The organism is Mesorhizobium sp. PUT5, assembly GCF_052216645.1.
GTDB lineage: Bacteria > Pseudomonadota > Alphaproteobacteria > Rhizobiales > Rhizobiaceae > Mesorhizobium.
The window spans coordinates 3,365,239-3,388,056 of sequence record NZ_JBQOSO010000003.1; the positions used below are offsets into that span (position 1 = coordinate 3,365,239).

Here is a 22,818-nt window from a genome sequence, read left to right on the forward strand (position 1 = left end):
CCAGCCCGCCCGCGCGAAGGTGCATCAACGGAGGGGATCATGGCTGCAGTGGTTGGCATTCTGGCCGCACTTCAAATTCTTGGCGGCGTCCTCGTCTACGTCCTCGCCCGGTCGGCCATGCATGAAATCTTGGCCGCGACGATGTTCGGCATGGGCGTGATCGCCTTTGCGCTCGGGGTGATCATCGAGCGGATGGACAAATACGCGAAGCTCAAGAGTTGAAATTCGGTGCCCGATGTGGCAAACATTCGTTATCGCGCGAGCGGGTCTTCCTCGACCAGCGCCAGGGCCACAGTCAGCCAGCAGGCAACGACACAGGCCAGAGCCGAAAGAGGCCGCGAAGCAAGCCCCGGGACACCGGGGCTTTTGCTTTTCAAGGTGGCACCCGCACCTCTCCGGTGATCCTCAGGCCCCGCTCCATCATCATCCAGTCGAATTTCTGCGGGGTCATACGGAGGCGGATTTGCTCGTTGACGGGGACGGTGAAGAAGTGGTCGAAGACGTGACGCTTCAGTTGTTCCGGCTGGTGGCCGCCCCTCATCTTCTCGACCATACGGCTGCATGCCTTGGAGCAGAAGATCGCTTTGGCCGACAGGGTTGAGAACCCCTCTCCGCAGAATATGCAGGTAGCCGTCACCGGTTCGGTCATGCGCATCGCGAGCGGTTGCGTCTGCATTCGGAGCAGCAATGAGCAACGGCGGCTACAGCAGATCTGCTTTCTCGTCGCCTTCTCGGGGTGGAAGGGAGTCCCGCACCATGCGCAGTTTCGCGCAGGGGTTTTCTCGCGCATGATCATTCGCTTTGCGGCTGAGTACATCCGGTCAGTGTGATCGCGTCGATAGAAATCTCTCTGCTCCAGCGTGAGGCGAGCGCATTCTTCGCTGCAAAAGCGGTATCCGGTGAAAGTCTGCGACCCGACAAGCTCGACGCCGCAGCGGGCGCATTGCTCCCGCCTTCCCGTATATTCTCGCTGGCCCTCATTGTGATCGGGTCGGACTGCGCCCAAGCGGCGGAGGGCGGTCCCGACAAGAGAGGCCGCCTCTGCGTCAGACCTGGGCCATGTGTAGCCAGTGAGGCATAGCGCCGATCTTAGGCCGTGGCGCATGTCTGCCTCATTCTCCAGCGGAGTGGCCCGCCAGTCGCGCATTTCGTCCAACACCCTGTCGATCAGCGCTTCACGCTTCTTCCCGACAAAGATGGATGGCGGCGGCTTCGCCCCTGCTAGGGAGATGCGGGATTTGATGGAATGTTCCTCGCCATCAATCTTGATCACGCCATAGCGGTAGAGCGTCATGCCGGCCGACCATCCGTGCTGACGCCCTTTCGCTAGTCTCTTGCGCTTCCGTTTCTTCGCCATCAGCCGAACATCGCATCGAACAGGGCCGGGGTGAGTTCCTCGTCAGACTGACGGCCGCCTTCACCATCGCCGCGCTTGGCCGAGGCCTGAAGGAAGGCGAGGTCCATGTCGCGGATGAGTTGCCATTCTTCCGGGTTCACGATCGCTCCTGAAATTTGCGCCCACGCCAAAAGCTCCGCAGCGGACAGGGGGAGCCAGCCGGACATGCCGGCCTGGCGCCCACGGTGCGCGTCCCAGAACCATTGCCAGACGTGCTCGGCTTCCGGCTCTATCTCCGGCTCGCCTCCGGCAACGGTCCTGCGGACGGCCTCGCATAACTCCTCGCTCAGGCCGTAAAAAACTCGGCTTCGTCCGCGACCGCCTCCTGCACCTGGCCCTTGATCCAGGACACGCCAAGCACGGTCGCGACGTTCTCGGGCGTGCAGTCGAGCTTCTTGCCGCCGAAGGCCGCATTGCCCTTCCATTCCCATCCGACGACGGAAGCGGCCAGGCGCTCGATCGCATCCTCTTCGATCTGTTCGGCGGTCATCTTCTTGCCGCGGCGCTTGATCATCCTGTCTGTCTGCCGGCGCAGTATCTTCCTGACTGCCGGGCTTTCCTGAGACATGACCTCGATGACGAGGCCGGTGGGATCGCCGGAGCCGGGATGGATGATCTCCACCTTCGAGGTGTTCGGCTTGATTGCTGCCAGATCCATAATGATTTCTCCTATGCTTTGATCTTGCGCTGGGCGCGTTCCATGGCGCGGCGCTGTTGACGGGACATCGAAACGACAGTGCCTTGTGCCGTCGAGCGGAAGGGTTGGGCCGCGATAGGCTCGCCAATCTCGTCGGGCCAGCTATGGATAACTCTCTGGGAAATCCCGTGCTGGGTGATCTCCGAGAGGAGGATGTTGCCGCCGACGAGGCTGATCGCGTCCTCGGAGATGTCGGAATAGCCATCGATCTTCATGCGGCGCTGGGCTTCCATGTAGGGAATGCCGTGCCGGATGGGATCGAAATTCGCCCCCCTCACATCGACCTCAAGTTCGCAACCGATCGAATGAAGGTTCCGCTCCTCTTCGTCTGAAACGCAGGGAGAGGTAACCCACCAGTCGTCGGCGCTATCCATGGTGTCGAAGTCGTCGGTCCTGCTATCGAAACAGAACCCCATGGGGCGGCCAAACTCCTCCGACCATCCGGCGACAATGACGTTGATGTCCTGGGCCCCGATGTTTGCGAGGGCGATGAGATTTGAATCGTGCCAGTTCCTCAGAAAGACGGAGGCACTTTCAGCCATCTCGTCGAACGTCCGGAATTGGATCGCAAGATCCATTGCAATCAGGGCCGTGGCCATCTGCGAGCCTCTGCAGGCGATTACGGAATTCAGTCCGGGCATTGCCACGGCCTTCTGCCCGAAGCCGACGACTGTGCCATCCGACAGATACATTGCGGCGTCCGTCATCACGAAACCGCGGTCGCGCCGCAGAAACACATTTACCGCTGTCATATTCCGGTTCCTTTCTTCTTTGCCTTGGCGAGACGCCCGCCGCACGGCCCTACGATTGCGCCGCCGATGATGCCGACGGGTCCGGCGATACCCGCAAGAGCAGGGAACGCGGCGCCGATAGCGCCAGCCGCACCGAACCCGGAGAATGCCCCGGAGATGCCGCCCATAAGCGGATCGCCGCTGGAATAGCCGTTGGCGAAGGCGCCAAGGGCAGCCCCGCCGACGCCCATGAAGCCCTCCATGCGGGTCATTCCGCCCATAACGCTCGGGCCTGCAGCAGCCGGGACGTTCGCGGGCGCGGCCGCTGCGGCGGTTTGCCGGATGCCGGCGACCACGCCATCCTTCACACTCGTGCTCAGGATGCGGTCGGCGTTGGCCTGGTGGCCTGCCATCTGCCCGGTCACCTTGTCGTAGACGGTGCCAGGCGCCCCGCCGTTGGCGGCGTCGGAGCGGTTGTAGAGGCCGGGCCGACCAGCGTTGATCGTGCTGTAGAGGTCCAGCAGGTCCATGCCCGGCTTGAGGCCGCGATCCTTGAGGTAGCCTACCACGGCTTGCATCTGATCGTTGAGCGCCTGCCCGATGGCCGCGCCATATTTCCGCTGCTCCTCAGGCCCGAACTGGATCAGGCCGATATGACGACCTCCAGCGCCGCCGCGAATGGACGTGCTGAATGTTCCGCCCGTTTCGTAGGAAATTACGGTGGCCAGATCGCGCGCCGAGACGCCCAGGGTGTTTGCCGCGACGCGAATGTTGTCGGCCAGGTCGTTGCCGATGGAGGAGAACCGGTCGCTGATCGGCTGGGCCATCGCCCGCCCGACCTCGCGGCCGACGATATTGGCGTTGACCACCGATGCACCGCCGCCTACCGATGCCGATCCGCCGAGGAAGGAGGTCGTTCCCTTGCCGGTGATCGAGTCCATGAACTTGTTCATTCCCAGCCGGGCGAACTCCTTGCCGATGCCGGCCAGGCTCTTCATGAGGTGATCGAAGAACTTGTCCGAACTGGACATGCCGCCGAGGAAGACGTCCTCCAGCGCGCCGCCGATGGCCTCGCGGATAATGGAAGCGCTCTCCTCAGCCTCCCGGCGAACCTTCTCCTGTTCATCGGCAAGCTGCCGAGAGCCCGCCGCCGCCGAGGCATAAGCGTCTGCCATGCGTTCGATCTCGGCCGCCAGTTCGGGCGTGATCTCCAGCCCTTCCTTCTGGGCGGCATTGAGGAGGTCGAACTCGACGCGAGCACGCTCGACGGCATAGCCGTAGTCTTCGATCAGGGGATTGACCCCGCGCATGGCCTCGGTCTGGGCCACCTGCGCTGCCGTGGCCTCCTGGATGCGCTTGGTCAGGCGCTGGTAGTCGCTTTCCTTGGCGGTGGTGTTGCGGGCCTTCTCGCCCTCAATGTTGGCGCGGGCGATGGCCTCGATCTGCTTTTCGGTGAGGTTGACGCCCTCCTTCAGGGCATCGTTGCGCACCTTGGCGATCTCGGTTTCGAGGGCCAGTTGCTCCTTGGTCAGTGCGGCGCGGCGCTGGGCTTCCTTGATAAAGGCGTCGGTCTGCTCCTTCATGGAGCGGTAGGCCTCCATGGAGGCGTTTTCGACATCTCGGAAAGTGGCGCGATTGTCCGTCGTGGTGAGCTGCTGCCTTGCCGCTACGATGGCAAGGATGCGCTTCTCCTGTTCGGCAAGCTCCTCGTTCTCTTCCCGAAGGTCTTTGATCGCCTGGTCATTGTCGACCATGGCAAATGGGTTCCAATTCTTGGCCGCGTCTCGCTGCTCGTTCTGGAGACGGAGTATCTGGTTTTCGATCTCCAGCCTGCGCTCGCCGATGTCGGCCAGTTTCTGGTCAAGCGTGTCATCCGATTGAGCAGCCGTAGGCTTCATCCGATCGATCAGGGCCAGCACGTCGTCCAAGAACGCAATAACCTTTGGCTGTACCCATCCCGCAATCGAGTCTCCAATCTCCCCGAACTTCCTGTCGATCTCTTGCGCCCGGCGGATGACGTCATCGTCCAACACAAGGCCAAGTTTGCGAGCGGCCGCAATCTGAGCCTGAATACCGTCGGCGCCACGCTCGACGAGCCCGATGAACTGTTCGCCCGGAAGGCGGCCGAATAGCTCTGTGGATATGCGAAGTTGCGCCGCGCGATCGAACCGTTGCAGTTTGCCGATGATTTCCGTGAAGAGGGCGGAAGGGTCTTTCAGCTTCTTCGCCAGATCCTTTGCGTTCAGACCAAGCCGCCTGAATGCTTCTGCCCCGCTGCCGGCCCCCGTCTCGACGAACTTATCGGCGCGGCTGAGCAGTTCCTTCATGCCGTCCGTGAGCGCGTTAACTTCGATCCGGTTTTGCTTGGCGACGAAGGACAGTTCCTGGAAGGTTTTAAAATCCAAACCGGCGCGCTTTGCAGCATCCCCGACTTCAGCCACACCACGCGAGATTCGGCCGAGCGTGGTGACTAGGCCGCCTCCGAGGGCGCCGCCAAGAAAGCCACCGCCAAACGCCTTGGCGTAAGCTCCGATCTTCAAGGAACTGGACGCCAGTGCCTCGTTGATGCGCCGCGTGGTGCGAGCCCAGTCTGCCTCCATCTGCGCGGATGCGGACTTGCTGTTGCGCTTGATCGCGTTGAAGTTCCGCTGCGAGATGCCGGCAGCCTTGAGCATATTGTTCTCGAAGTCCCGCATGCGGGCTTCCAGCAGGACAACAAGACGTTCGGTATCGTCAGCCATTTCTCACCTCACGCTGTAAACCAATCATCGTCCCAGCCCTTGACGGTGTCGTAGCTGGAGCGGTTGCTATCCCCGGCCGCGCACCGCGCCACGGCCATGGCGGTTGCCACGGCGCCGTCGATGCGGTCGCGGCTCTTGCCCTTGTGAAAACTGATGTTGCCGGCCTTGTCCTGCTCGATGGCGATGTTGGAAAAGTGCCAGCGCAGGATGGGGTGCGCGCCGTGGCGGAACTTGCGGCCGATGATGGCGCGCTCCAGTTCCTTCACCGCAGGCGCCATCGTGATCCAGCCCTGCCGCATCTCGACGGCCGGGAAGCCATCCTCGGCCAGGTTGGACATCATCACCCGGGCGAGGTGCGGGTCGAAGGCGATCTCCTGCACGTTGAAACGGGCGCACAGTTCGCGGATGTGATCCTCGACCGCCGAGAAGTCGACGACGTTGCCCGGCGTCGGAATGATGAAACCTTCCTCGGCCCACTGGGGATAGGGCACCTGGTCCCTGTCGGCGCGCTTGCGCAGATTGTCCTTCGGGCAGAAGAACCACGGGTGGACGCTGTAGCCGTCATCCGGGTTGCCCCAGGCCGCGACAACGGCCGTCAGGTCCGAATTGCTGGAAAGGTCCACGCCGAGCCAGCAGGGCTCCTGATCGCTCTCCAGCGCGTCCAGATCGACGCCCCCGGCGCCTTCGTCATAGATCGCCATCTCGACGAACGGAGCATCGGAATAGTCGAGCCACACGTTGAGATGGAGTTGCCGGAAGGCATCTCTGTCGGCCGGCCGGTGCTTGGCCTCCCGTGCAAGCTGGCGCAGGCCGTAGAGGTCGGGATAGCCATGGACCATGCCAGGGTTTGCGGCCTTCCACACCTCCTCGTCCTCCCAGTCGGCATCGGGGTCGGTTTCGAACAGGATCGGCAGCGTGGCCGGATCATCGATCTCGCCCTTGGCCACCTTGCGGGCATAGTCGATCACCTCGAAAGCGATGTTCTCCTGGCCTCGGCCGGCCGTGGTGATGACGACGGAGAGCGAGCCCGGCACCTTCACAAGGCCGGTGCGGATCACGTCCCAGAGGTCGCGCTTCCTCCAGGCGTGGATTTCGTCGATCAGGGCGAAGACGGGCGTGCGGCCGTGCTGGGTGCCGGCATCGTTCGACAGGGCTTCGAGGAAGGAGCCGTTCGGGAACTGGATCTTGTTCCGATACTCCTGCAGCTTGACCATGTTCTTGGCATCGAAGCGCCGGCTGGCCTGCCCCTTGCGCCACATATAACCGCCGGCCGAGATGATGCCCTCGACCTCGCGGAAGCCGATCTTGGCCTGCTTCTGGTCGGCAGCGGCGAAGATCACCTCGCCGTTGGGAGTTGCCTCGGGGCCGTCGGTATGGAGCAGGGAAAGGGCCGCGCCGAGGCTGGTCTTCCGGTTGCCGCGCGGAAGCATGATGACGACGTTGCGCACGACGCGGTTGCCGTGCTCGTCGCAAGGCCCGTAGATGCGCCGGACGATATCTTCCTGCCATGGGTCGAGTTGGAAAGCCCTGTCCGGCAGGCGGGACTTCGGATGCTTCAACGAGCGCAGGAAGTCGACGGCGCGCTGGCCGTAGCCGAAGGGATCGGGGACGTCAGAGGGTATGGCCATCATGGCCACACCTTTGCGGCGGCGCGGCTTCGTCACGACAGGGCCTCGCAGCGAAGCTCCAGCCCCTTGCGGCGGCCGATTTCCTTGATCTCCTTGATGTTGAAGGTATTGCCATGATGGCAACACCTGTCGGCGTTGGAGAGGCCGTCCAGCCACCGGATGCGGAAGATGATCACCGTTTCGTCACTGGCGCCCCAGCCGCGAATGAACTCCTCGGTGCTGGCCTGCACGACCTCGGCGCGCACGGTGGCGACGTCGGTCCACGCCTTAACCGGCGTGCCGTAATCGTCCACCGTCGAGGTGAAGCTCTGGATGGTGATGGTGCGATCGAGCTTGCCTGCCCTCACGGCGCCACCTCGCAGACGAGCGCTTCGACCGTGACGACGCCGTGGGCGGTCTCGCCATCGGGATCGCGCAGGAAGCGCATGGAGGAGACGCGGCAGTCGGCGAAGTGGTAGCCGTCGTTTTCCTCAAACTTGAGGGAAAGTGCCGCCCGGATCGCCCCGGCGATGGCCTTCACGCCGGTGATACCGGGCTCCTTCTTCCACACATGCAGGGTCAGCACGAGGCGCTGGTCGCGCCTGTCCAGGCGGTCGCCTTCGATGGCCTGACCCTCGCCTATAATGATCGACGGGGAAGGCGCTGGGCGCTGGTTTGCGTCGAGGATGGACGCGGCAGGCACGAGCGCCGTAACCGCGCCAGTGGCCACGAGACGGGCGCGGAGAGCCTTCTGTAGGGCGAGGTCGGCGCTCACTTGCCCCACTCCTTCTTCACGGCCGTGGAGATGGCGCGCTTGATCGCCTGCTTGGCCTTCTTGTTGTGGAGCCGGACGGCTGGCCAGAAATACGGCTCGGCCTCGGCCTTCACCGTGCCGTACTCGACCAGGTGAGCGTATCGAACATCGCTGTTGCCGGCGGTGATGGCCACGGAGGTTTCGGGAACGATCATCCTGCCGCCCGGAGTGGAATAGGCGGGCGTCGAGGCGTCGGGAGGCGTCACGGCGATGCTGTCCCGCAGCTTGCCCGTATCCACCGGCGCGAAACTGCGCATTGTGCCGGCCATGGCCTCGCCCTGTTTGACGAGGGCAGGTTGCACAGCCGCCTTCACATTCTTCGGGATTGCCGCAAGCCGCGCCTGCAGCCGTCCGATGCCGCCATCGTCAGCCATTGCCGCACACTCCGAAGGTGTACCGGCGATGCTCGTTGACGATCTGCTCCACACCGATCGGGATGGCGTTGATGATCGTGCCGGTGATCGTGGCCTCCCGGTTCGCATACCATTCTGCCCCGAGCATCAGGATCGCCAGTTCCAGGTCCGCAGGCGTGCCGGCAGGGAACTCCTCGGCATCGTCGACCTTGAAGCCCAGCAGCCGCTCGATATGGGCCGTGGCCGCGCCCAGGAGGCGCGTCAGGACGCCGTCATCGGCCGAGTCGGTGACGTTGCAATGCGCCTTCAGGTCTTCGACAGTCAGTGCCATCAGCCTTCACCTCTGTTGCAAATCGCGCGCGATGCCCCCCGCGCTGGTCCCCAGAAGCGGTCGAAAGTTGTCGACCACCCCCGGGGGCTCGGAGAGCATCGTCATCGCTCGGCTGTAGCGCCGCAGGGTCATGTCAGCGCCGCGCTCGATGCGCGCCAGCACCTTGCCGTCGTTGAACAGCCGCGTGGACAACGTGGACAGGCGAATGCCCTCGCGGTCACAGTGGGCTCTGGCATGGGCGAGCAGGACATCGAGCTTCGCGGACTTGGCCACTATTTCCCTCCAGCCTGTGCAGCGAGCATCAGCGCGACCAGGGCTTCCAGCGCGGCTACGCTCTCCTGAAGGTTGCGCCCGAACTCCTCGAGCGCTTCCTTGCTTTCGCGGACGGCTTGGGTGAGGGCCTCGAAAGCCTTCTCATCCATCCGATCAGCCCTCCGCTTCGGCTGCCGCGACACGGACGATGTTGGAGTCGATCTCCAGCGTCGTGTTCAGCTTCATGATGGAGTTGGCTTCGTCCCACTGCTCGGTGAAGTTCATCACGTAAGCGGCGAAGTAGCGGATCGAAGGCGTGCCGCCGGCGGGAGCGTCGTTGAACGCGACCTTGAAGGCGAAGCTCTCACGAGACTTCTGGGCGGCGATGAGGGCGATCTGGCCAGGATCGGCGGGATCGAGGTCGCACACCACCTGTATCTGGCCAGCGTTCACCACACCCTTCATCTTGCGGGTGCGGCCCTGGCCGATCTGGTTGGAGGTGATCAGCTCCGCCGTATCACCGGCGCCGCCGAGATTGGTGGTGCCGTCGATCTCCGTCCACGTTTCCGTGGTGAAGTCCGAGGCAACGAACTCGGTGCCGGTGAATGCCTTCGCCGTACCGATGTAGAGCTTGGTCTTTGCTGTCCCGATCAGGTTGGACATAGCTACTTTCCTTTCAATTTGCGCCGCTCGGCGGCGGCATCGATTGCGTTGCAGCGATGGCAGCCGGGCCGCCAATTGGCCCGCTCCATTCGCAAGTGAGGCGCCGTGCGTATGCTGCGGCGATGCATGACGACGGTTGCAGGAGCGCCACACGCGCACCACCAGTTCTCCTGCTGTGCAAGGAACTCCTTCGCCGCCTTCTCCCATTCGCGGTCGTAACCGCGCTGGCTGCTGTTTGGCCGCTTCCTGTCGAAACGAGCCTTGCGCTCCCTGTCGCGCGCGGCAGCCTTGGGGCAGCGCTCACCTGACTGGTGAACGCCACCGCAATGACCACACACTCGGGGAGCGCTGACCGGCATGTCAGGCCACCGGTGCCAGGGCAGGCGTACCGAGCACGAAGACGGCGCCGGCAGCGATGGACGTACCGCCCGCCTTCGTGATGACCGCCCGCAGGTAGCGCTTCTTGCCGATGTAGGCCTGCCGGTAGACCTTGCTGGCCTCCAGCGTGGCCGGGAGAACCCCGATCAGATCATCGGCCGCCACGTTGGCGAAGTCGCCGTCGGTGGTGGTGTCGCTCTCCTGGATCTTCAGGCTGTAGTCGCCCGATCCGGCGATTTCTCCGGTGTTGACCACCAGCAGCGCCGTGCCGAAGCCCGACGTGTTGACGGTCGCGCCCTTGGCCGTGGCCGCCTGTACGGCCGGGGCAAGGGACGCCGCGACGGCGACGTTGGAATAGCTGTCCTTTCGCATGTGCGCCTCCTTAATTGGCCGCGATCTTGAGGAACTTCAGGGCGTTGAAATCGCCCGCGCCGCCGCCGACACGCTTGTAGGTGTCGAACAGGATGCGGCCCTTCTGGGTGACTTCATCGCGGGTGATGCGCACGCCCTGCCGATCGACGATGACGTAGGCCTGGCGGAAGTCACCGAAGGCGACCGGATGCGCGTCCGCGCCGATGTCCGGCATGCCCTCGTCGATCTCGACGCGGTAGCCCAGCAGCGGGTGCTCGACGCCTTCGATCAGGTTGCCGGTGGGAGCCCACAGGTAACGGCCGATCTCGTCGACGATGGTGCGGAAGCGCACGGCGGTGTTGCTGTTCATGTAGAAGCAGGCGTTGCCCTTGTAGGGCTTGCGCAGGCTGGCCACGAGCCGGATCGCGGCATCGGTCAGGTTCTTGTCGGTCGGCGCCGAAGCATGACCAGCGGGGACGTACTGATAATTGCCCCAGTTGCGCTCAAAGTCCTTCTCCTTGGACGTGGGATAGGTCAGCAGGCCCCTTGGACGACCGTCGATCCCGTCGCCCTCCAGGAAGGCGTCGCCTTCGGTCTCGGCGAAGTCGTGGACGGCGTTGTTGATCAGCCAGGAGGCGATGTCCGTGGCCGCATCGTCCAGCAGATGGCGGGTCGCTGCCGGGGCGGCGTAGAGTTCCGCCACGCCATAGGAGTGCTTGACCAGCTCGGGCCGGGCCGTGTCCTGGGGACGATCATCGCGCTCCGATACCCACTGGGCGCCGCGCTTGCCGAAGCTGTAGAAGCGCTCATAGCGATCGGTGGAGATGGAGACGACTTCGGCCAGGCCGCGCAGCGGCGAGAGGTCGGTCATCAGCGCACGGATGGTCAGGTCCACCGTGGGCAGGACGAAATAGCCGCCGGCCGGATCGTTGTCCGAAGCCGCTGCCTTCATCTCGAACGTGCCGCCGACGGACTTGATCTCCTCGGTGGAACCGGAGCGGATCAGGGAGGCCAACGCCTTGCGCTCGGTGATCTCGTGCTGCTTGGCGTCATCGCCGCCACCGCCGGGTCGGTTCGCCTTCTTTTCCAGTTCGGCGAGCCGCGATTCCAGCGAGGCGACGTCGGTGGGCTTGAAGCCCTTCATCGCCTCGGCGAGGTTTTTCACCTCGGTCTGCAGTGCCGCCATCTCAGGCGCGGCGCCCTGTTCGTTCTCAGGCATGGTGCCTTCCTTTCCGGCCGCAGCCGATTTGACGGAGAGAATTCGCGAGCGGCTGGATGCCGGTTCGCGCACGACGCTGATCTCCCTCAGGTCGATTTCCAGAAGCACCCGCGAGCCGTCGCGCTCTTGGGCGGTTTTCGTGGCGAAGTAGCCGATGGAGAGGCCATCCTTCCGGCCCGACAGAACGGCGGCGTAGGCGGCCTTGCCGGCCTGGCTCTTGAGGTCGAACCGGCCCTTCACGCGCAGGCCCATGTCGTCTTCGACGATTTCCTCCCACACGCCGACGTCGGGGCCGTCATGCTCGGCCTTCATCTTGGGAAGACCAGAGGCCAGGCTGCTCTTGAAGGCGCCGGCAGCGATGATGTCGCTCACCGCGTCGGCGGGGCGGCCGAACAGGGAGGCGTAGCCGGCGATCTGGCCGGCCTCTCCCGTCGTGAATGCTGCCTTGACCTCAAGATGATCCATGGTCAGGCCTTCGTCTTGAAGTAGGGGCTGCGGTCACCGGCGAAGCCGTCGACCTGGGCGCGCACCCACGTGCCGGCCTTGAGCAGCCGCAGGAATGCCTCCTTCGAGTAGGGCACCGCCTTGCCGCCTTCCTTGGCGGTCCAGCCGAGCACGACGGCGGCGAGGAACTCGTCCATGATCTGTTCTTGCCCCTCGGGCGTCAGGCCACCGCGCCGCGCCGACTGCCGAGAGATTTCCTTCGTCATCTCGTGGCGGGCCTTGCGCACGATCTCCGAGTCAGGGCCGGCGACGATAAGCTTGATGCCGGTCGGGTCGCCCCGCACCGGGTCCAGCAGTTCGAACTCGTGGCCGGCGTCCTGCGCCGAGGTGGACTTGACGATCTCACTCAGATCCATTTTTGAGCCTTTCGATTTCGGCGCGAAGTTCATCGATCGTGGCAGCGTCGGTGCCGCTGGGGGTCTCCCCAGGTTTGGGGACACCGCCCGGCTGACTGGCGCCGGTGTTGGGGTTCGCGAATTCGTTCCCGCCTTCGTACGGCGGCATGTCGAGCCAGGCCCGGCCCTCGTTGGGGTTGAGGACGCGGGAGGCGACGAGGCTGTTGATCGCCGTGGCGCGGGCGGTCAGATCGACGTTGGTGAAGTCGTCGCGATCGAAGCGGACGGCGAAGCGCTTGCGGTCTTCTTTCGAGAACAGCGCGCGCCGGAACGCGCTTTCCAGCGCCTTCAGCCACGGCTCCAGGCAGAGCATGAGGAACTGGCGCTGCATCTCGGCCGAGTTCGACCATGTGGCGCGGGATAGGTCGCCCAGCATGGAGGCCGGCATATTGAAGGCGCGGGCGATTTCCTGAAGCTGGAAAAGGCGAAGCTGCTGGAATTGCGCATCGACGCTGGTTAGCGTCATCTGCTTCCACTGCGCGCCGTCCCACAAAACGGCAGTCCGGCCAGCATTGTCCGCGCCATCGTGGGCAGCCTTCCAGCCTTTCAGCATCTTGACGACGCCGTCATCGCCCACAGACTTGGCCGTCTCGATCACGCCACCAGGGCGGGCGCCACGACCGAACAACCGCCCGGCGTGCTTCTCCATCACCAGCGCCACGCCGATGGCTTCCCGGCAGAGCGTCAGGGGCGACTTCTCGAAGGTGCTCTTGAGATGGATGATCTGCTGGGAGGGCGTTGGCCGGCCGTTGATCCGGTAGCTCGGCTCCCCCGTGCCGTCCTTGTCGTATTCCGCCGCGATGATGCCGGGCCGGTAGCGGATGATCTCGGCAGGTTCGCCGTTGATCCAGTTCGCCCAGGCAAGCCCGCCCTGGTCGCGGGTCAGCGCGTCGACGACAAGCTGGCGTATCAGCTCGAAGCCGGAGGTCCAGTCGTTGGCGTCGTGCTTCAGCAGTGCCGCGGCGGGATGGTCGGGGACTTCGGTTTCGGTTCGGCCGTCGATCTCGACCACCTTCACGTCGAGGCAGGCGGCTGCTTCCGAGATGGTGCGCACCGCAGCGGCGACGGCCGGCACCCGTAGCGCGGTATCCGCCGACACGGCGATGCCGGAGGAAGTGCCGACGCTGCCCCCGAGCATGTCGAGGATTTCTTCGTCGGTCAGAGCTTTCCGCTCAGATTTGAAGGGCCAGATCCGCATCGACGAGTTTATCGCCCGCGCGGATTTGAATTCCTACTCGGCCAGTTGCCGAGAACCTCGGAAAATCAGGGGTTTCCGCCGGGTTGTTTGGTCCGAAGCCACGGCTCAAGCTCGGATCGGTAGGCCAGATACCGCCCCGGCAGCGGCTCGTAGATCGGAACGCCAGGTATCTTCGCCCATGACGTAACAGTGTCCTCAGACACACCAAGGGCCCGCGCGATGGCTGGCCGGCCCCATAGTCGATCGATCCGCTTCGGCTTCACTATCGCGTCGAACTCCGCTGCCGTGACGTGGCGCGTCATAAGCGCAGCCCCAGGAACGAAACGGCATAGCCTTCCCGCTGGTAGTCGAGTGCTTTCCGCTCCACCTCCTCCAAGGTCGCGCAATCGTCGATGATGCAACTCCCGTCCGCCATCTTGAGGTCGAATAGGAATACCTGTCTGCCCGTGTCCATATCCATGCCAGCCGTGATTTCGATGCGCTCCTGAAACGGGCGCGGGAAGGCGAACACGTTGCTCACGCTGCGCCTCCTCCGGTGCCATGACCGCAGTATGTCAGCCGGATCATCTCGGCCTGAACCGCCTGCCAGAATGCGCCGAGTTGCTCATCCTGTTCCGCCTCCGAGATACGGGCTTTGACCATCTGCTTGAGGATGCCATCGGTCACTTGGTCCCGGTAGAACGTGGCCGCTCGGTCAGTTGGCTTGTCGAGCATTTTCACCGCGACATCGCGAATTCGGCCGACACGCCTGCTCATGGGGAAGACGATCATTCGGCACGGCGGGGTCCAATCGAACAGGCTACCTTGCATGCTCGCCTCCCTCGGCTCTGCTCTCCGGCTTCGCCTGATAGGTATGGTAGATTAAGGTTGTCATAGTTTCTATGACAGTCGGAAGCTCAAAATAGTCAAAACCGTCATAGTTTTCGATACGGGGCGTCATAGAAATCATGACAGTCTCCGCTTTTTCGTCATAGTTTCTATGACAGTGGCGTCATAGTTTCTATGACAGGGTTTTGTTTTCCGGCCGTTGTTTCCTCGCGGGTTATTTGAGCTGACGGTCTGCACCGGATAGTCGTGCCCTGGACGCCACTCGCGATAGAGCTTGCGGCCGTCCTGTCCTTTTTCGGCTAGGGGCATCCTCAGTTCGGTGAGTTCATATGTCGCTGACTTCGCCGCGCCATCGATGCCGAGGTGTGCCGCCTGGGTGACGACGATCCAGCCTTTGCGCTGGAGGTCGTGGAAAGCATTGGATGCCGTCACTGGCGTAACACCCATTGCAGCCGCTGCCTGCCTGACGCTCAAGCTGATCTTGCCGTTGTTGTTCGCATCCGGCCCGCGCCATTCCAGTTTGAGCCACGGATAAAGGGCTTGCGCCGTCGAGGAGAGAGCCCGCCAAGCAGGCTCCTCCATCGCGTTACGGATCAGCTTCGTAAAGTGCTCACCGGGTGAATAGCGCTGCTTCACTGGCCAGCCCTCCCCGGAGATGGCAGCGATCCTGCGATCTTCACCCTGTCCAGCTTCTCCTTTTCCGACTCGTCAATCCACATCGACACGCTGATGCTGTCGACGATCGCCTTGCGGAGGATGTTGGCGATCTCGTCGGGAGGCAGGGCTTCCAGCTGGCAGGTGCCGCCCTGCCATGTCTTTGTGCGGGAGTCCGTGGCCTTGGGCGGCGCGGTCGGCAGGCCGTAGGCTTCGACCTGTTCAGCGGTCAGGGCTACGCGTCGGAACTTCACTGACACGGTGGCCCACGGACGATCCGCCTCGACAAAGGCAGAGACATCTTCTGCTACACTGTCGAAGATCGATTGCCCGCTCGGGTCGAAGTCTCCCAGGTGGAGGATGATCGCCGGCTTGCCCTTCTCGCATATCCGGTCGGCGAGGCGCTTCTTGGCGGTGAGGCTGTCGAAGCCGCCAGACGAATAGACCGGGATCGAATAGCGCTCGGCCACACGATAGAGCTGAGGCAGCATTCCCGCCGCCTCGCACCACACTTCCACATGGACCGGCTGGGCCGCCATCTTGTTGCGCTTGTAGCCCTCGCCAAGCTCGCGGACGTGGCGAAGGAAGTCCTCCTCGCCATCGAAGTGTTCGAGCGTGTAGGTTGTCACGCCGTCGTCGCGGATGGCATCGAAGGGGATGACCTTGGCGCGGCGGGCGTTGGCAAGGTGCTCGCAAAGCCGGGCGTAGAAGTCCTCCGTCTTCGGGTAGCCGTGCGCACCGATCAGCCGGTAATAGATTTGCCGGCACGTCAGCGGCCAGTAGGCTTCATATTCGTCCAGGACCGCTTGCACATCGGCCAGCAAGCGCAGGGTTTTCTTCTGCGGACGATACTCGACGATGTAGCCCCGATGCCTCCCGCTGCGAGTTTTACGGCTTGCCGTGATTTTGTTTTCACGGCTTGCCGTAGAATTGAAGACGCCTTCGAACAGCTCGTTGAATATTTCGAGGGGATCAGCCATCGACCCGACCTCCCCCAAGAACACCAAGCCTTTGAAGGCGGATCGCAACCGCTCGCAAGTCCAGTTCGTAGTGAATACCATCGACGACGGCATTCGTTGCGGTCTCAAAAAGCTGATAGCCGCCGCGGTTATCCGGCCCTTTGGATGTAGTCGACTTCTTGAAGTTGAAGCCGCTGGCCTTCGCTAGATGACGAAGGCGACGCTCGACGCTGGTGTCATCCATTGGCGCCTCCATCGCGGACGCGGTGCACGAAGACAAAGCTGCAATCGTGGCCGACCATGAACTTGAAGGGCGCGCGATGCACCCGTTCCATGGCGTGGCTGATGACCTGGGCGGCCTCGCGGATGATCTCGATATCCGGGACAGGCTGCATGTGCTTGGTGAGACTGTCGGGCAGGGTGATCGGGTCAGGCATTGCGCGGCCCTCCCTTCGTGTCCGAGGCGAACATGCCGTCGCGGTCAATCAGGCGTCTGGTGTGCTGGATCCCGATCAGTTTGGCATCGTTGCCATATGTGGCAACCGCCATGACCGTGACGGCCGTGCCCCCATCTTCACGGAGAAGACGTTCCAGTTCGCGCAGATGCCAAATTGCCTGATCGCGTGGCGACATTTCCGGTTCGGCGGCGACTGCCGGAGCCGTGACGGCTACAGCGGCACCGGCTGCGGCGGTATGGCGAAGGAAGATGCGACGGGTGATGCTCATGCCATGCCCCTCTCGTAGCAAGCGCTGATCTGTTCGCGGCGTACCCGGCGATAGAGATCACGCGTGTCGTCCCGCTTGTCCGCCTCCAGGAAGGCGGCAACCGTTCTGAGGTTGCTCCGAGCCATCGCGAATGCGACCGAGAGATTGGCGACATTCTCCTTGCTGATGCCGTGATGCCAGCCGTCGTCGAAGAACCGGTCGATCAGGTCGAGTAGAGCGAGCGCATCGCGCAGGTCGTCGTAAGGCCCTTGCATCGCGTACGGGATTGGGAACTCTGGCGCCGCCGGCGCGGGCATGCTATCTGTCTGCATGTTCTCGTTTCCTTGAGAGGGGTTGCTGGAACCGTGGCTCGGAGAGGTTGCCGCCTCTGCCGGGCCTTTCTTTTGCTGGAGGGTGCTCAAGCCGCGTCCTCCAGCAGATATGCAATCAGCTTCCGCTTGCTGGCGACGTAACGTTCGCCCACGCGCTTTGCCGGAAGCTTCCCGGTGCGCAGCAGATACTGCGTCTGCGTGACCGTCCTGCCGATCACCTTGCTGATTTCCTCGGCTCCCCATAGGAGGTCCTGGGCTTCGTCTTTGTCAGTGGTCATGTCCATACCGATTTCCTTTGTGCCGATTTCCCGATCTGGTTTCCTCATTCGTTCATGTGCGAATCAGTTACCATTAACGTTACCATTACAAGGTCAATTGCCGTGTTTCAACCCCTGTGCAATCATGTGTTCATGATTTGCGAATTTTCTGGGGAAAACTGTGATGGCCGATGAGAAGGAGAAGACACAGCGACGTGTCTACGTCCTGCCGGTCGAGTTGGTAGAGCGCATTACGGCCTTCCAGCAGGATATGGGCCTGCAGTCGGAAGTTGAGGCCGCGCGGAAGCTTCTGGACGAGGCTTTGAAGAGGCGTGATGACTGGCGCGCAATCACACGGCGGTTTCAGGAGAAACTCAAAGAAACCCGAATGCTAACTGATATCGCAGGGGAAGTGTTGGTCGGGCATCCCTTGGTGGAAGGCATCAACTTTGCTTCCGACTCCATCACATTCAAACTGACCACCGGCGAAACTGTTACCGTGAACAAGGACGGAACGACTTTCGCGATAGATGACTATCAGAATCCGATTGAGCTTGATCCCAAGCCGTCCAGAAGTTCGCCACGGCAGCTTGACGACGAGATCCCGTTCTAGAATGGCTATCCGCAAGCGCCGATGGAAAACGAGCAAGGGCGAGCCGCGCGAAGGCTGGCAACTCGATTACGTCGACCAGCACGGCGAGCGCCAGCGCAAGAGCTTCGACACGAAGGCCGAAGCAGTTGCCTTTGAGACGACGGTGCGCGTCGAGGTCAGGGACGGCACCCACGTCGCCCCGAACAAAGACATCACCCTGGAGGACGCGGCGGACATCTGGATTAAGGCCGTGAAGGCAGGCAGGGGCGACAGGCCGCCAGCCGAACGCAGTACCGTGCGCCAGTACGAGTATCACCGCGATACCTACCTCGTGCCGATGCTCGGCACGGTGAAGCTCGGGCAGCTTAACCAGGCGCGCGTCATGGCATTTCGGGATGAGCTTCTGGAGAAGCTTTCCCGGTCGCTGGCAAAGAAAGTTCTGGCAAGCCTCAAGGGCATCCTGAGCGAGATGCACGACCGCGGGAAGGTCGCCACGAACCATGCCGCCAAGGTCAAGATCGGCAACGCCACGCGCGACGAGGACGGGGCCGCCGAGGTGCCGGCCATAGCTGATATCAAGGCGATCCTCGCCAAGCTCGACGAGCTATCGGAGCCCGATGGGACGCCGATAGGTTTGGTGACATCGAAGGCATGGAGCCGGCGCCGTGTGCTTCTGTGCACGGCGATCCATACAGGCATGAGGGCGAGCGAATTGCGCGGCCTGACCTGGGATGCCGTCAACCTCGCCAACGCGCTCGTGCACGTCCGCCAGCGGGCAGACGAATGGGGTGTAATCGGAGCGCCCAAGAGTAAGGCCGGTCGCCGATCGATACCGATCCCCCCTGCCCTGGTTTCCATGCTGCGGCAATGGAAGCTCGCATGCCCACCCGGCGATCTCGCATTCCCCAGCGAGGAAGGGCGACCGCAGTCGCAATCGAACATCTACAATAGGGCCTGGAAGCCGATCCAGATCGCGGCCGGCGTCTGCGACCTCGTGAAGAATGCCAAGGGCAAGGTGGAACTCGACAAGGAGGGCAAGCCGGTGATGGAACCGCGCTATCGCTTCCATGACCTCCGGCATTTCCACGCCTCAATGCTGATCGCCGACGGCGCCAATCCGAAAGAGGTCCAGGTCGAAATGGGCCACAGCTCGATCCAGATGACGTTCGATATCTACGGCAGTTTGTTCAAAGACGAGGACACCGAGAGGCGCCAGAAGGCCCGAGCAGGTAGGCTTGCGGCAAAACTCCACGGCACATAAACGTCACACGAAGACGAAAAGCTTTTTCTTTTCAATGATAGCCCTGGGCATCATAATCCTTGTGTCGGCGGTTCAAATCCGTCCTCCGCTACCATCAAACCCCTTGATTTTGCTGGGTTTTCTGAAACAGGTTGAACCTGTTCCCACTGGCAATAAGCTAGCACAGCCCTAGCACAGTCCCCCAAAAAGCTCTTTGTTTTCAATGGCCGGCCCTGCTGCGCTACGGGCGCGTTAGCACAGTCTTAGCGCAGCATGCGCTATCGACGTAACACCATTGGAGACCTGGTTCCGTGTTACAGCGCAACAAGCAGCCCTTTGTCCTGTTCCAGCGGACCGGCACCAGAAACTGGTCCATGCGCTTCTCCATGGGCGGCCAGCAAATCAGGAAAAGCCTTGGCACCGAGGACGAGATCGAAGCGCAGCGGCTGGCAACCGAGATCTGGCACGAGGCGAACTATCGCAACAAGAACGGCCTGCTGCCGCAGGCCAAGCCGTTCGCGGTGGTGGCCGAAGAGTTCATCGACCATGTCGCCAAGGAAAGCGCGCGCGGCGAGCGCAGCCCCTATCATCCGCAGCACTGGCCACCCGTCATCCGTCGCTACTTCGTCGGCTTCTTCGGCAACCGCGCGATGGAGAACATCCGCGAAGCCGATCTTGAACGCTATCTCGACTGGCGGCGCCAATATTGGGTGACCGGGCCAGGCAAGGACATCGACAAAATCCGCTACGAGCGCATGGGCAGCATTTTTGCCCGCGCGGTGAAGCACGCGGTGCCTTCCCTAAGCCGCCAGCGCGGCGAACTCGTCATCCTGCGCACCCTGTTCCGGCAGGCGGCCAAGTGGGGCTATGTCGGGCAAATGGAGATGCCGGAGATCCGGGTGCTGCGGCGCATCGACAACCGGCGGCCGAGCTTCACCCCCGAGGAATATGCAAAGCTGATCGAAGCCAGCGAACGGCGCATCTACGAAACGGTCGCGACGACGAAGCACATCAAGGCCAAGGACGGCCGCGAATGGACGCTGACGCGTATGGATCGGCACACCACGAGCGACCGCACCAAGTTGCATGCCTATATCGAGATTGCCGCCCATACCGGCATGCGCCCCACGGAGATGAAGAACCTCAACTGGGGCGACGTTCTCGGCTTCCGTGAGGTCAAGGACAAGCCGATCGGCGAGATGGACATCCGGCTTCGGGTGCGCGGCAAGGGCAAGAGCGGCACGCTGGTTCCGCTCTTTGGCGCCATCCCCTGGTTCCTGCAACTATGGAACCTGTTCGAGCAGGAATGCGAACGGGAACCCGTCGATGACGATCCGGTCTTCGCCGATCATCGCGGCAATCGCATCCAGTCGTTCAAAAAGGGCTTTGGCGAATTGCTCAAGGCCTGCAATCTGGTCACCGATCATCGCGGCGTGCGGCGCACCAGCTATTCGCTGCGCCACTATTACATCTCCTCGCTGATCGCCCAGGGCGTCTCGGTGCACGACGTTGCCCGCAACACCCGCACCTCGATCGCCATGATCGACAAGCACTATGCCCAGGTCAGCGTCGAGCAGATCAAGGACAATCTGAGGCCGGGGCAGACCGAATGGTGATGCTGCAAGCGGTGTGAACTCTTCGCTCGCCCTTTTGGCCTCTGGCTGTAGTCGGGAAGGCAGTTCAACGACCCGAAAGGATGCCAGCATGTCCCATCTCAAGGCCCTCAAGCTCGCCAACGCCAAACCTCCGGCTGTTCATTCCGACCCGATCCAGCGCGCCCGCGACAAGGTCGTGGAGGCGCTTGCCGCGCAGAAGGCGATGGCCGAAGCCAAGCTCGCCGGCCAGCATTACGCACCGACGCACAAGGTCTGGCGCAAAAACGAGGCGGGCCAGCGCGTGCTGGTGGAAGCCCCCAAGCGCATTCGTCAGGGCTGGTTCCAGGATGCCTATCGCAAGGTCTTCTTCGGCCTGCGCTATGCCGGCAAGGCGATCGAATTCGCCAAGGACAAGAACGCCATTGAGGTCGGCCAGCTGGACGCGCTGCCGAGCGTCATCGACACACTGATCGAGGCCGTGCAGGCCGGCGAACTCGACCCGCAGCTTGCCGCAGCAGCGGCCGAACGCAGCAAGCAGTTGCGCAAGGCCGGATAAACCGCGCAGTTTTCACAAGGAGCTAGCATCAGAAGGGCATGGGATCGAACGATCCCATGCCCTTCGTGCGTTCCGGCGTTGCCGCAACGCTGTCAATGAGCGCCATGGACACGCGGTCGGTAGGGTGCGCTGTGCGGCACAGTTTCCGGCTGCGCCGCGTTCCTTGATGCTTCTGTGCTTCTGGACGAAGCGCCGGAAAGCTTGCACCGCCTCTGCGCGCTTCCCGTAACCGGCAATGCCTTGTGCAGCCAGCCTTGCCCGCCCTTCGGCTGCAACGGCGCTTCACCCTCCGGCGCTCCGCGGAACGCTGCCAATTCGCCCGGGCTTGGCTTGAGACGAAAGCAACGGGCGGGCGCGGTTTGCCCACGATCTGACCGGCTTTTCCACATAGTGGTTGCACACCGCCGCGAGCAGGAATGCGGCCCCGAACGAGAGGGCGAAAGTCGAAAACGGATCGAGTACGTCTCGCAGCAAGAAGGCAAAGCCGTAGTGAAACAGGTAAATCGAGTAGGATAGCACCCCGATACGGACAAGCCACGGGTGCGAAACCGCGTTGCCGATCGATGTTTGATGTCCAGACGTCAAGGCTACTATCAGCAGAGCCGTTGCGATCTCGGCCAAGAACCCGCCGATCAGCAGGGACGGCATGAACTTCCAGCGCAAGCACACGACCAGCAAGGCCAGCATGTAGAGGCCTGTTTTGCCGAATTTCCGTGCCGTGTCTTCTGTTACGCGCCATTGTGCTACCGCCAGCACGCCGCCGAGGATCATGCCGCTCAAGCGCGTGTCGAAGCGGTAGTAGGTTCGCACCCAGTCGTTCCAAACGAGCGCGTCGACAAAGCGCCATGCCGTCGCTACCGCGAACATGGTGATCAGCAGTTTTGCCAATGCTCTTCCTGGCATATTTCGGGTGGCGATCAGGAAAAGTGGCCAAAGAATGTAAAAATGCTCTTCGACCGAGAGAGACCAAGTGTGTGTAACGTACGTCGGAACGCCCCAGAACGCAGCGCCATAGTCCGACACGTAGAGCAATGCGGTCGCGATGTCCCATGTGATGTTGAGGTCGGGGGCGATCACCGCAAAGACGGTGTAGGTCACCGCCATGCTGACCACCAACGCCGGCATGAGACGTGCCGCCCTGCGAAGGTAAAATCGCTTTAGGTCAATCCTGTCAAAACTCCGTAGTTCGTTTCGCAGGATCGTGGTGATTAGATATCCGCTCAAGACAAAGAATATGTCGACACCGATCATGCCGCCTTGCGCGAAAGGCAAGGAGGCGTGAAACGCAACAACGACGATGATGGAAATCGCCCTGACACCGTCCAATGCGGGGTTGTATTTCATGATGCGACCGTGTCCTTCGGGGCCTGACAGTTGCATGCAAACGATAATTTCGGCTTACTGCGAGGACTAAAATCGGCGCGAGGCTCCGCGAGCGAGGGACAGGTCGCCGCATTCGGGTTTCTTGTG

The 22,818-nt window shown here is 62.4% G+C and carries 33 protein-coding genes; 5 read left to right on the plus strand and 28 right to left on the minus strand.

Features of this window, described 5'->3' with window-relative positions:
- The first annotated feature begins 39 nt into the window (after positions 1–39).
- Positions 40–222, plus strand: coding sequence for a hypothetical protein (locus ACTDI4_RS17965; RefSeq protein WP_442842447.1), 183 nt, complete (start codon positions 40–42; stop codon positions 220–222).
- Positions 223–373: 151 nt separating this feature from the next.
- On the opposite strand, the gene ACTDI4_RS17970 is transcribed toward ACTDI4_RS17965, so the two are convergent.
- The 27 genes from ACTDI4_RS17970 to ACTDI4_RS18100 form a co-directional block, all read right to left on the minus strand.
- A complete protein-coding gene (locus tag ACTDI4_RS17970; RefSeq protein WP_442842448.1) occupies positions 374–1,294 on the minus strand; it encodes a hypothetical protein in 921 nt (306 codons plus the stop codon).
- Between the two features lie 62 nt (positions 1,295–1,356).
- Complete coding sequence (locus tag ACTDI4_RS17975; protein WP_442843392.1) at positions 1,357–1,782, minus strand: phage tail assembly chaperone; 426 nt, start codon at positions 1,780–1,782, stop codon at positions 1,357–1,359.
- Positions 1,683–2,054, minus strand: a complete 372-nt coding sequence (locus ACTDI4_RS17980; RefSeq protein ID WP_442842449.1) for a hypothetical protein — start codon at positions 2,052–2,054, stop codon at positions 1,683–1,685. Before ACTDI4_RS17980 ends, ACTDI4_RS17975 begins: the two co-directional genes overlap by 100 nt.
- An 11-nt stretch (positions 2,055–2,065) precedes the next feature.
- The gene (locus tag ACTDI4_RS17985) at positions 2,066–2,845 is read right to left on the minus strand and encodes a hypothetical protein (protein ID WP_442842450.1); all 780 of its coding nucleotides are present in this window, start codon (positions 2,843–2,845) and stop codon (positions 2,066–2,068) included.
- Entirely contained in the window at positions 2,842–5,565 is a 2,724-nt protein-coding gene (locus ACTDI4_RS17990) for a phage tail tape measure protein (RefSeq protein ID WP_442842451.1), read from the minus strand. The genes ACTDI4_RS17985 and ACTDI4_RS17990 overlap by 4 nt, the downstream gene beginning before the upstream one ends.
- An 8-nt stretch (positions 5,566–5,573) precedes the next feature.
- Complete coding sequence (locus ACTDI4_RS17995; protein ID WP_442843393.1) at positions 5,574–7,196, minus strand: terminase large subunit; 1,623 nt, start codon at positions 7,194–7,196, stop codon at positions 5,574–5,576.
- 29 nt (positions 7,197–7,225) lie between these two features.
- Positions 7,226–7,540, minus strand: coding sequence for a phage head closure protein (locus tag ACTDI4_RS18000; RefSeq protein ID WP_442842452.1), 315 nt, complete (start codon positions 7,538–7,540; stop codon positions 7,226–7,228).
- A complete protein-coding gene (locus ACTDI4_RS18005; protein ID WP_442842453.1) occupies positions 7,537–7,947 on the minus strand; it encodes a DUF3168 domain-containing protein in 411 nt (136 codons plus the stop codon). Before ACTDI4_RS18005 ends, ACTDI4_RS18000 begins: the two co-directional genes overlap by 4 nt.
- Positions 7,944–8,360, minus strand: coding sequence for an HK97-gp10 family putative phage morphogenesis protein (locus ACTDI4_RS18010; protein WP_442842454.1), 417 nt, complete (start codon positions 8,358–8,360; stop codon positions 7,944–7,946). Before ACTDI4_RS18010 ends, ACTDI4_RS18005 begins: the two co-directional genes overlap by 4 nt.
- Positions 8,353–8,670, minus strand: coding sequence for a head-tail connector protein (locus tag ACTDI4_RS18015; protein ID WP_442842455.1), 318 nt, complete (start codon positions 8,668–8,670; stop codon positions 8,353–8,355). Before ACTDI4_RS18015 ends, ACTDI4_RS18010 begins: the two co-directional genes overlap by 8 nt.
- A 6-nt stretch (positions 8,671–8,676) precedes the next feature.
- Positions 8,677–8,943 (minus strand): hypothetical protein, encoded by a 267-nt coding sequence (locus ACTDI4_RS18020; RefSeq protein ID WP_442842456.1) that lies wholly within the window; start codon positions 8,941–8,943, stop codon positions 8,677–8,679.
- Positions 8,943–9,092, minus strand: a complete 150-nt coding sequence (locus ACTDI4_RS18025) for a hypothetical protein (RefSeq protein ID WP_442842457.1) — start codon at positions 9,090–9,092, stop codon at positions 8,943–8,945. The genes ACTDI4_RS18020 and ACTDI4_RS18025 overlap by 1 nt, the downstream gene beginning before the upstream one ends.
- Positions 9,093–9,096: 4 nt before the next feature.
- A complete protein-coding gene (locus ACTDI4_RS18030; RefSeq protein ID WP_442842458.1) occupies positions 9,097–9,585 on the minus strand; it encodes a hypothetical protein in 489 nt (162 codons plus the stop codon).
- 2 nt (positions 9,586–9,587) lie between these two features.
- Positions 9,588–9,944: an endonuclease gene (locus ACTDI4_RS18035; RefSeq protein ID WP_442842459.1), complete on the minus strand. Its 357-nt coding sequence runs from the start codon at positions 9,942–9,944 to the stop codon at positions 9,588–9,590.
- A 1-nt stretch (position 9,945) separates the two neighbouring features.
- Entirely contained in the window at positions 9,946–10,335 is a 390-nt protein-coding gene (locus ACTDI4_RS18040; protein WP_442842460.1) for a hypothetical protein, read from the minus strand.
- A 10-nt stretch (positions 10,336–10,345) separates the two neighbouring features.
- Positions 10,346–11,998 carry a phage major capsid protein gene (locus ACTDI4_RS18045; protein WP_442842461.1) on the minus strand — a complete coding sequence of 551 codons (1,653 nt, stop codon included), beginning with the start codon at positions 11,996–11,998 and terminating at the stop codon, positions 10,346–10,348.
- A 2-nt stretch (positions 11,999–12,000) separates the two neighbouring features.
- Positions 12,001–12,393: a hypothetical protein gene (locus ACTDI4_RS18050; protein WP_442842462.1), complete on the minus strand. Its 393-nt coding sequence runs from the start codon at positions 12,391–12,393 to the stop codon at positions 12,001–12,003.
- A complete protein-coding gene (locus ACTDI4_RS18055) occupies positions 12,380–13,630 on the minus strand; it encodes a phage portal protein (protein ID WP_442842463.1) in 1,251 nt (416 codons plus the stop codon). The genes ACTDI4_RS18050 and ACTDI4_RS18055 overlap by 14 nt, the downstream gene beginning before the upstream one ends.
- Positions 13,631–13,928: 298 nt before the next feature.
- Positions 13,929–14,150 (minus strand): hypothetical protein, encoded by a 222-nt coding sequence (locus tag ACTDI4_RS18060; RefSeq protein ID WP_442842464.1) that lies wholly within the window; start codon positions 14,148–14,150, stop codon positions 13,929–13,931.
- Entirely contained in the window at positions 14,147–14,440 is a 294-nt protein-coding gene (locus tag ACTDI4_RS18065) for a DUF6074 family protein (RefSeq protein WP_442842465.1), read from the minus strand. The genes ACTDI4_RS18060 and ACTDI4_RS18065 overlap by 4 nt, the downstream gene beginning before the upstream one ends.
- A gap of 135 nt (positions 14,441–14,575) precedes the next feature.
- A complete protein-coding gene (locus tag ACTDI4_RS18070; RefSeq protein WP_442842466.1) occupies positions 14,576–15,094 on the minus strand; it encodes a helix-turn-helix domain-containing protein in 519 nt (172 codons plus the stop codon).
- On the minus strand, positions 15,091–16,092 hold the full coding sequence (locus ACTDI4_RS18075) for a hypothetical protein (protein WP_442842467.1): 1,002 nt from the start codon (positions 16,090–16,092) through the stop codon (positions 15,091–15,093). The genes ACTDI4_RS18070 and ACTDI4_RS18075 overlap by 4 nt, the downstream gene beginning before the upstream one ends.
- Entirely contained in the window at positions 16,085–16,315 is a 231-nt protein-coding gene (locus ACTDI4_RS18080; RefSeq protein WP_442842468.1) for a hypothetical protein, read from the minus strand. The genes ACTDI4_RS18075 and ACTDI4_RS18080 overlap by 8 nt, the downstream gene beginning before the upstream one ends.
- On the minus strand, positions 16,308–16,508 hold the full coding sequence (locus ACTDI4_RS18085) for a hypothetical protein (RefSeq protein ID WP_442842469.1): 201 nt from the start codon (positions 16,506–16,508) through the stop codon (positions 16,308–16,310). Before ACTDI4_RS18085 ends, ACTDI4_RS18080 begins: the two co-directional genes overlap by 8 nt.
- Positions 16,501–16,797: a twin-arginine translocation signal domain-containing protein gene (locus tag ACTDI4_RS18090; protein WP_442842470.1), complete on the minus strand. Its 297-nt coding sequence runs from the start codon at positions 16,795–16,797 to the stop codon at positions 16,501–16,503. The genes ACTDI4_RS18085 and ACTDI4_RS18090 overlap by 8 nt, the downstream gene beginning before the upstream one ends.
- Entirely contained in the window at positions 16,794–17,198 is a 405-nt protein-coding gene (locus tag ACTDI4_RS18095; RefSeq protein ID WP_442842471.1) for a hypothetical protein, read from the minus strand. The genes ACTDI4_RS18090 and ACTDI4_RS18095 overlap by 4 nt, the downstream gene beginning before the upstream one ends.
- Complete coding sequence (locus ACTDI4_RS18100) at positions 17,195–17,386, minus strand: DNA-binding protein (RefSeq protein ID WP_442842472.1); 192 nt, start codon at positions 17,384–17,386, stop codon at positions 17,195–17,197. The genes ACTDI4_RS18095 and ACTDI4_RS18100 overlap by 4 nt, the downstream gene beginning before the upstream one ends.
- 163 nt (positions 17,387–17,549) lie before the next feature.
- Here ACTDI4_RS18100 and ACTDI4_RS18105 point away from each other — a divergent pair, with 163 nt between their 5' ends.
- The 4 genes from ACTDI4_RS18105 (at position 17,550) to ACTDI4_RS18120 (ending at position 21,348) form a co-directional block, all read left to right on the plus strand.
- Positions 17,550–17,978, plus strand: coding sequence for a hypothetical protein (locus ACTDI4_RS18105; RefSeq protein WP_442842473.1), 429 nt, complete (start codon positions 17,550–17,552; stop codon positions 17,976–17,978).
- A gap of 1 nt (position 17,979) precedes the next feature.
- On the plus strand, positions 17,980–19,218 hold the full coding sequence (locus tag ACTDI4_RS18110) for a tyrosine-type recombinase/integrase (protein ID WP_442842474.1): 1,239 nt from the start codon (positions 17,980–17,982) through the stop codon (positions 19,216–19,218).
- Between the two features lie 290 nt (positions 19,219–19,508).
- Positions 19,509–20,813: a tyrosine-type recombinase/integrase gene (locus ACTDI4_RS18115; protein ID WP_442842475.1), complete on the plus strand. Its 1,305-nt coding sequence runs from the start codon at positions 19,509–19,511 to the stop codon at positions 20,811–20,813.
- A gap of 88 nt (positions 20,814–20,901) precedes the next feature.
- A complete protein-coding gene (locus ACTDI4_RS18120; protein WP_442842476.1) occupies positions 20,902–21,348 on the plus strand; it encodes a DUF6641 family protein in 447 nt (148 codons plus the stop codon).
- Between the two features lie 282 nt (positions 21,349–21,630).
- Here ACTDI4_RS18120 and ACTDI4_RS18125 read toward each other — a convergent pair whose 3' ends face one another.
- Complete coding sequence (locus ACTDI4_RS18125) at positions 21,631–22,692, minus strand: acyltransferase family protein (RefSeq protein ID WP_442842477.1); 1,062 nt, start codon at positions 22,690–22,692, stop codon at positions 21,631–21,633.
- Between the last annotated feature and the right edge of the window lie 126 nt (positions 22,693–22,818).

What these genes read in the sequence shown, in the direction of transcription:
- ACTDI4_RS18045 (WP_442842461.1), bottom strand. Translation starts at nt 11,998, where the DNA reads ATGGATCATCTTGAGGTCAAGGCAGCATTCACGACGGGAGAGGCCGGC.
- ACTDI4_RS17970 (WP_442842448.1), bottom strand. Translation starts at nt 1,294, where the DNA reads ATGACGCTCTACCGCTATGGCGTGATCAAGATTGATGGCGAGGAACAT.
- ACTDI4_RS18090 (WP_442842470.1), bottom strand. Translation starts at nt 16,797, where the DNA reads ATGAGCATCACCCGTCGCATCTTCCTTCGCCATACCGCCGCAGCCGGT.
- ACTDI4_RS18030 (WP_442842458.1), bottom strand. Translation starts at nt 9,585, where the DNA reads ATGTCCAACCTGATCGGGACAGCAAAGACCAAGCTCTACATCGGTACG.
- ACTDI4_RS18105 (WP_442842473.1), top strand. Translation starts at nt 17,550, where the DNA reads ATGGCCGATGAGAAGGAGAAGACACAGCGACGTGTCTACGTCCTGCCG.
- ACTDI4_RS17985 (WP_442842450.1), bottom strand. Translation starts at nt 2,845, where the DNA reads ATGACAGCGGTAAATGTGTTTCTGCGGCGCGACCGCGGTTTCGTGATG.
- ACTDI4_RS18075 (WP_442842467.1), bottom strand. Translation starts at nt 16,092, where the DNA reads ATGGCTGATCCCCTCGAAATATTCAACGAGCTGTTCGAAGGCGTCTTC.
- ACTDI4_RS17990 (WP_442842451.1), bottom strand. Translation starts at nt 5,565, where the DNA reads ATGGCTGACGATACCGAACGTCTTGTTGTCCTGCTGGAAGCCCGCATG.
- ACTDI4_RS18040 (WP_442842460.1), bottom strand. Translation starts at nt 10,335, where the DNA reads ATGCGAAAGGACAGCTATTCCAACGTCGCCGTCGCGGCGTCCCTTGCC.
- ACTDI4_RS18120 (WP_442842476.1), top strand. Translation starts at nt 20,902, where the DNA reads ATGTCCCATCTCAAGGCCCTCAAGCTCGCCAACGCCAAACCTCCGGCT.
- ACTDI4_RS18015 (WP_442842455.1), bottom strand. Translation starts at nt 8,670, where the DNA reads ATGGCACTGACTGTCGAAGACCTGAAGGCGCATTGCAACGTCACCGAC.
- ACTDI4_RS18100 (WP_442842472.1), bottom strand. Translation starts at nt 17,386, where the DNA reads ATGACCACTGACAAAGACGAAGCCCAGGACCTCCTATGGGGAGCCGAG.
- ACTDI4_RS17980 (WP_442842449.1), bottom strand. Translation starts at nt 2,054, where the DNA reads ATGGATCTGGCAGCAATCAAGCCGAACACCTCGAAGGTGGAGATCATC.
- ACTDI4_RS18050 (WP_442842462.1), bottom strand. Translation starts at nt 12,393, where the DNA reads ATGGATCTGAGTGAGATCGTCAAGTCCACCTCGGCGCAGGACGCCGGC.
- ACTDI4_RS18055 (WP_442842463.1), bottom strand. Translation starts at nt 13,630, where the DNA reads ATGCGGATCTGGCCCTTCAAATCTGAGCGGAAAGCTCTGACCGACGAA.
- ACTDI4_RS18110 (WP_442842474.1), top strand. Translation starts at nt 17,980, where the DNA reads ATGGCTATCCGCAAGCGCCGATGGAAAACGAGCAAGGGCGAGCCGCGC.
- ACTDI4_RS18035 (WP_442842459.1), bottom strand. Translation starts at nt 9,944, where the DNA reads ATGCCGGTCAGCGCTCCCCGAGTGTGTGGTCATTGCGGTGGCGTTCAC.
- ACTDI4_RS18025 (WP_442842457.1), bottom strand. Translation starts at nt 9,092, where the DNA reads ATGGATGAGAAGGCTTTCGAGGCCCTCACCCAAGCCGTCCGCGAAAGC.
- ACTDI4_RS18010 (WP_442842454.1), bottom strand. Translation starts at nt 8,360, where the DNA reads ATGGCTGACGATGGCGGCATCGGACGGCTGCAGGCGCGGCTTGCGGCA.
- ACTDI4_RS18125 (WP_442842477.1), bottom strand. Translation starts at nt 22,692, where the DNA reads ATGAAATACAACCCCGCATTGGACGGTGTCAGGGCGATTTCCATCATC.
- ACTDI4_RS18085 (WP_442842469.1), bottom strand. Translation starts at nt 16,508, where the DNA reads ATGCCTGACCCGATCACCCTGCCCGACAGTCTCACCAAGCACATGCAG.
- ACTDI4_RS17995 (WP_442843393.1), bottom strand. Translation starts at nt 7,196, where the DNA reads ATGATGGCCATACCCTCTGACGTCCCCGATCCCTTCGGCTACGGCCAG.
- ACTDI4_RS18065 (WP_442842465.1), bottom strand. Translation starts at nt 14,440, where the DNA reads ATGCAAGGTAGCCTGTTCGATTGGACCCCGCCGTGCCGAATGATCGTC.
- ACTDI4_RS18080 (WP_442842468.1), bottom strand. Translation starts at nt 16,315, where the DNA reads ATGGATGACACCAGCGTCGAGCGTCGCCTTCGTCATCTAGCGAAGGCC.
- ACTDI4_RS17965 (WP_442842447.1), top strand. Translation starts at nt 40, where the DNA reads ATGGCTGCAGTGGTTGGCATTCTGGCCGCACTTCAAATTCTTGGCGGC.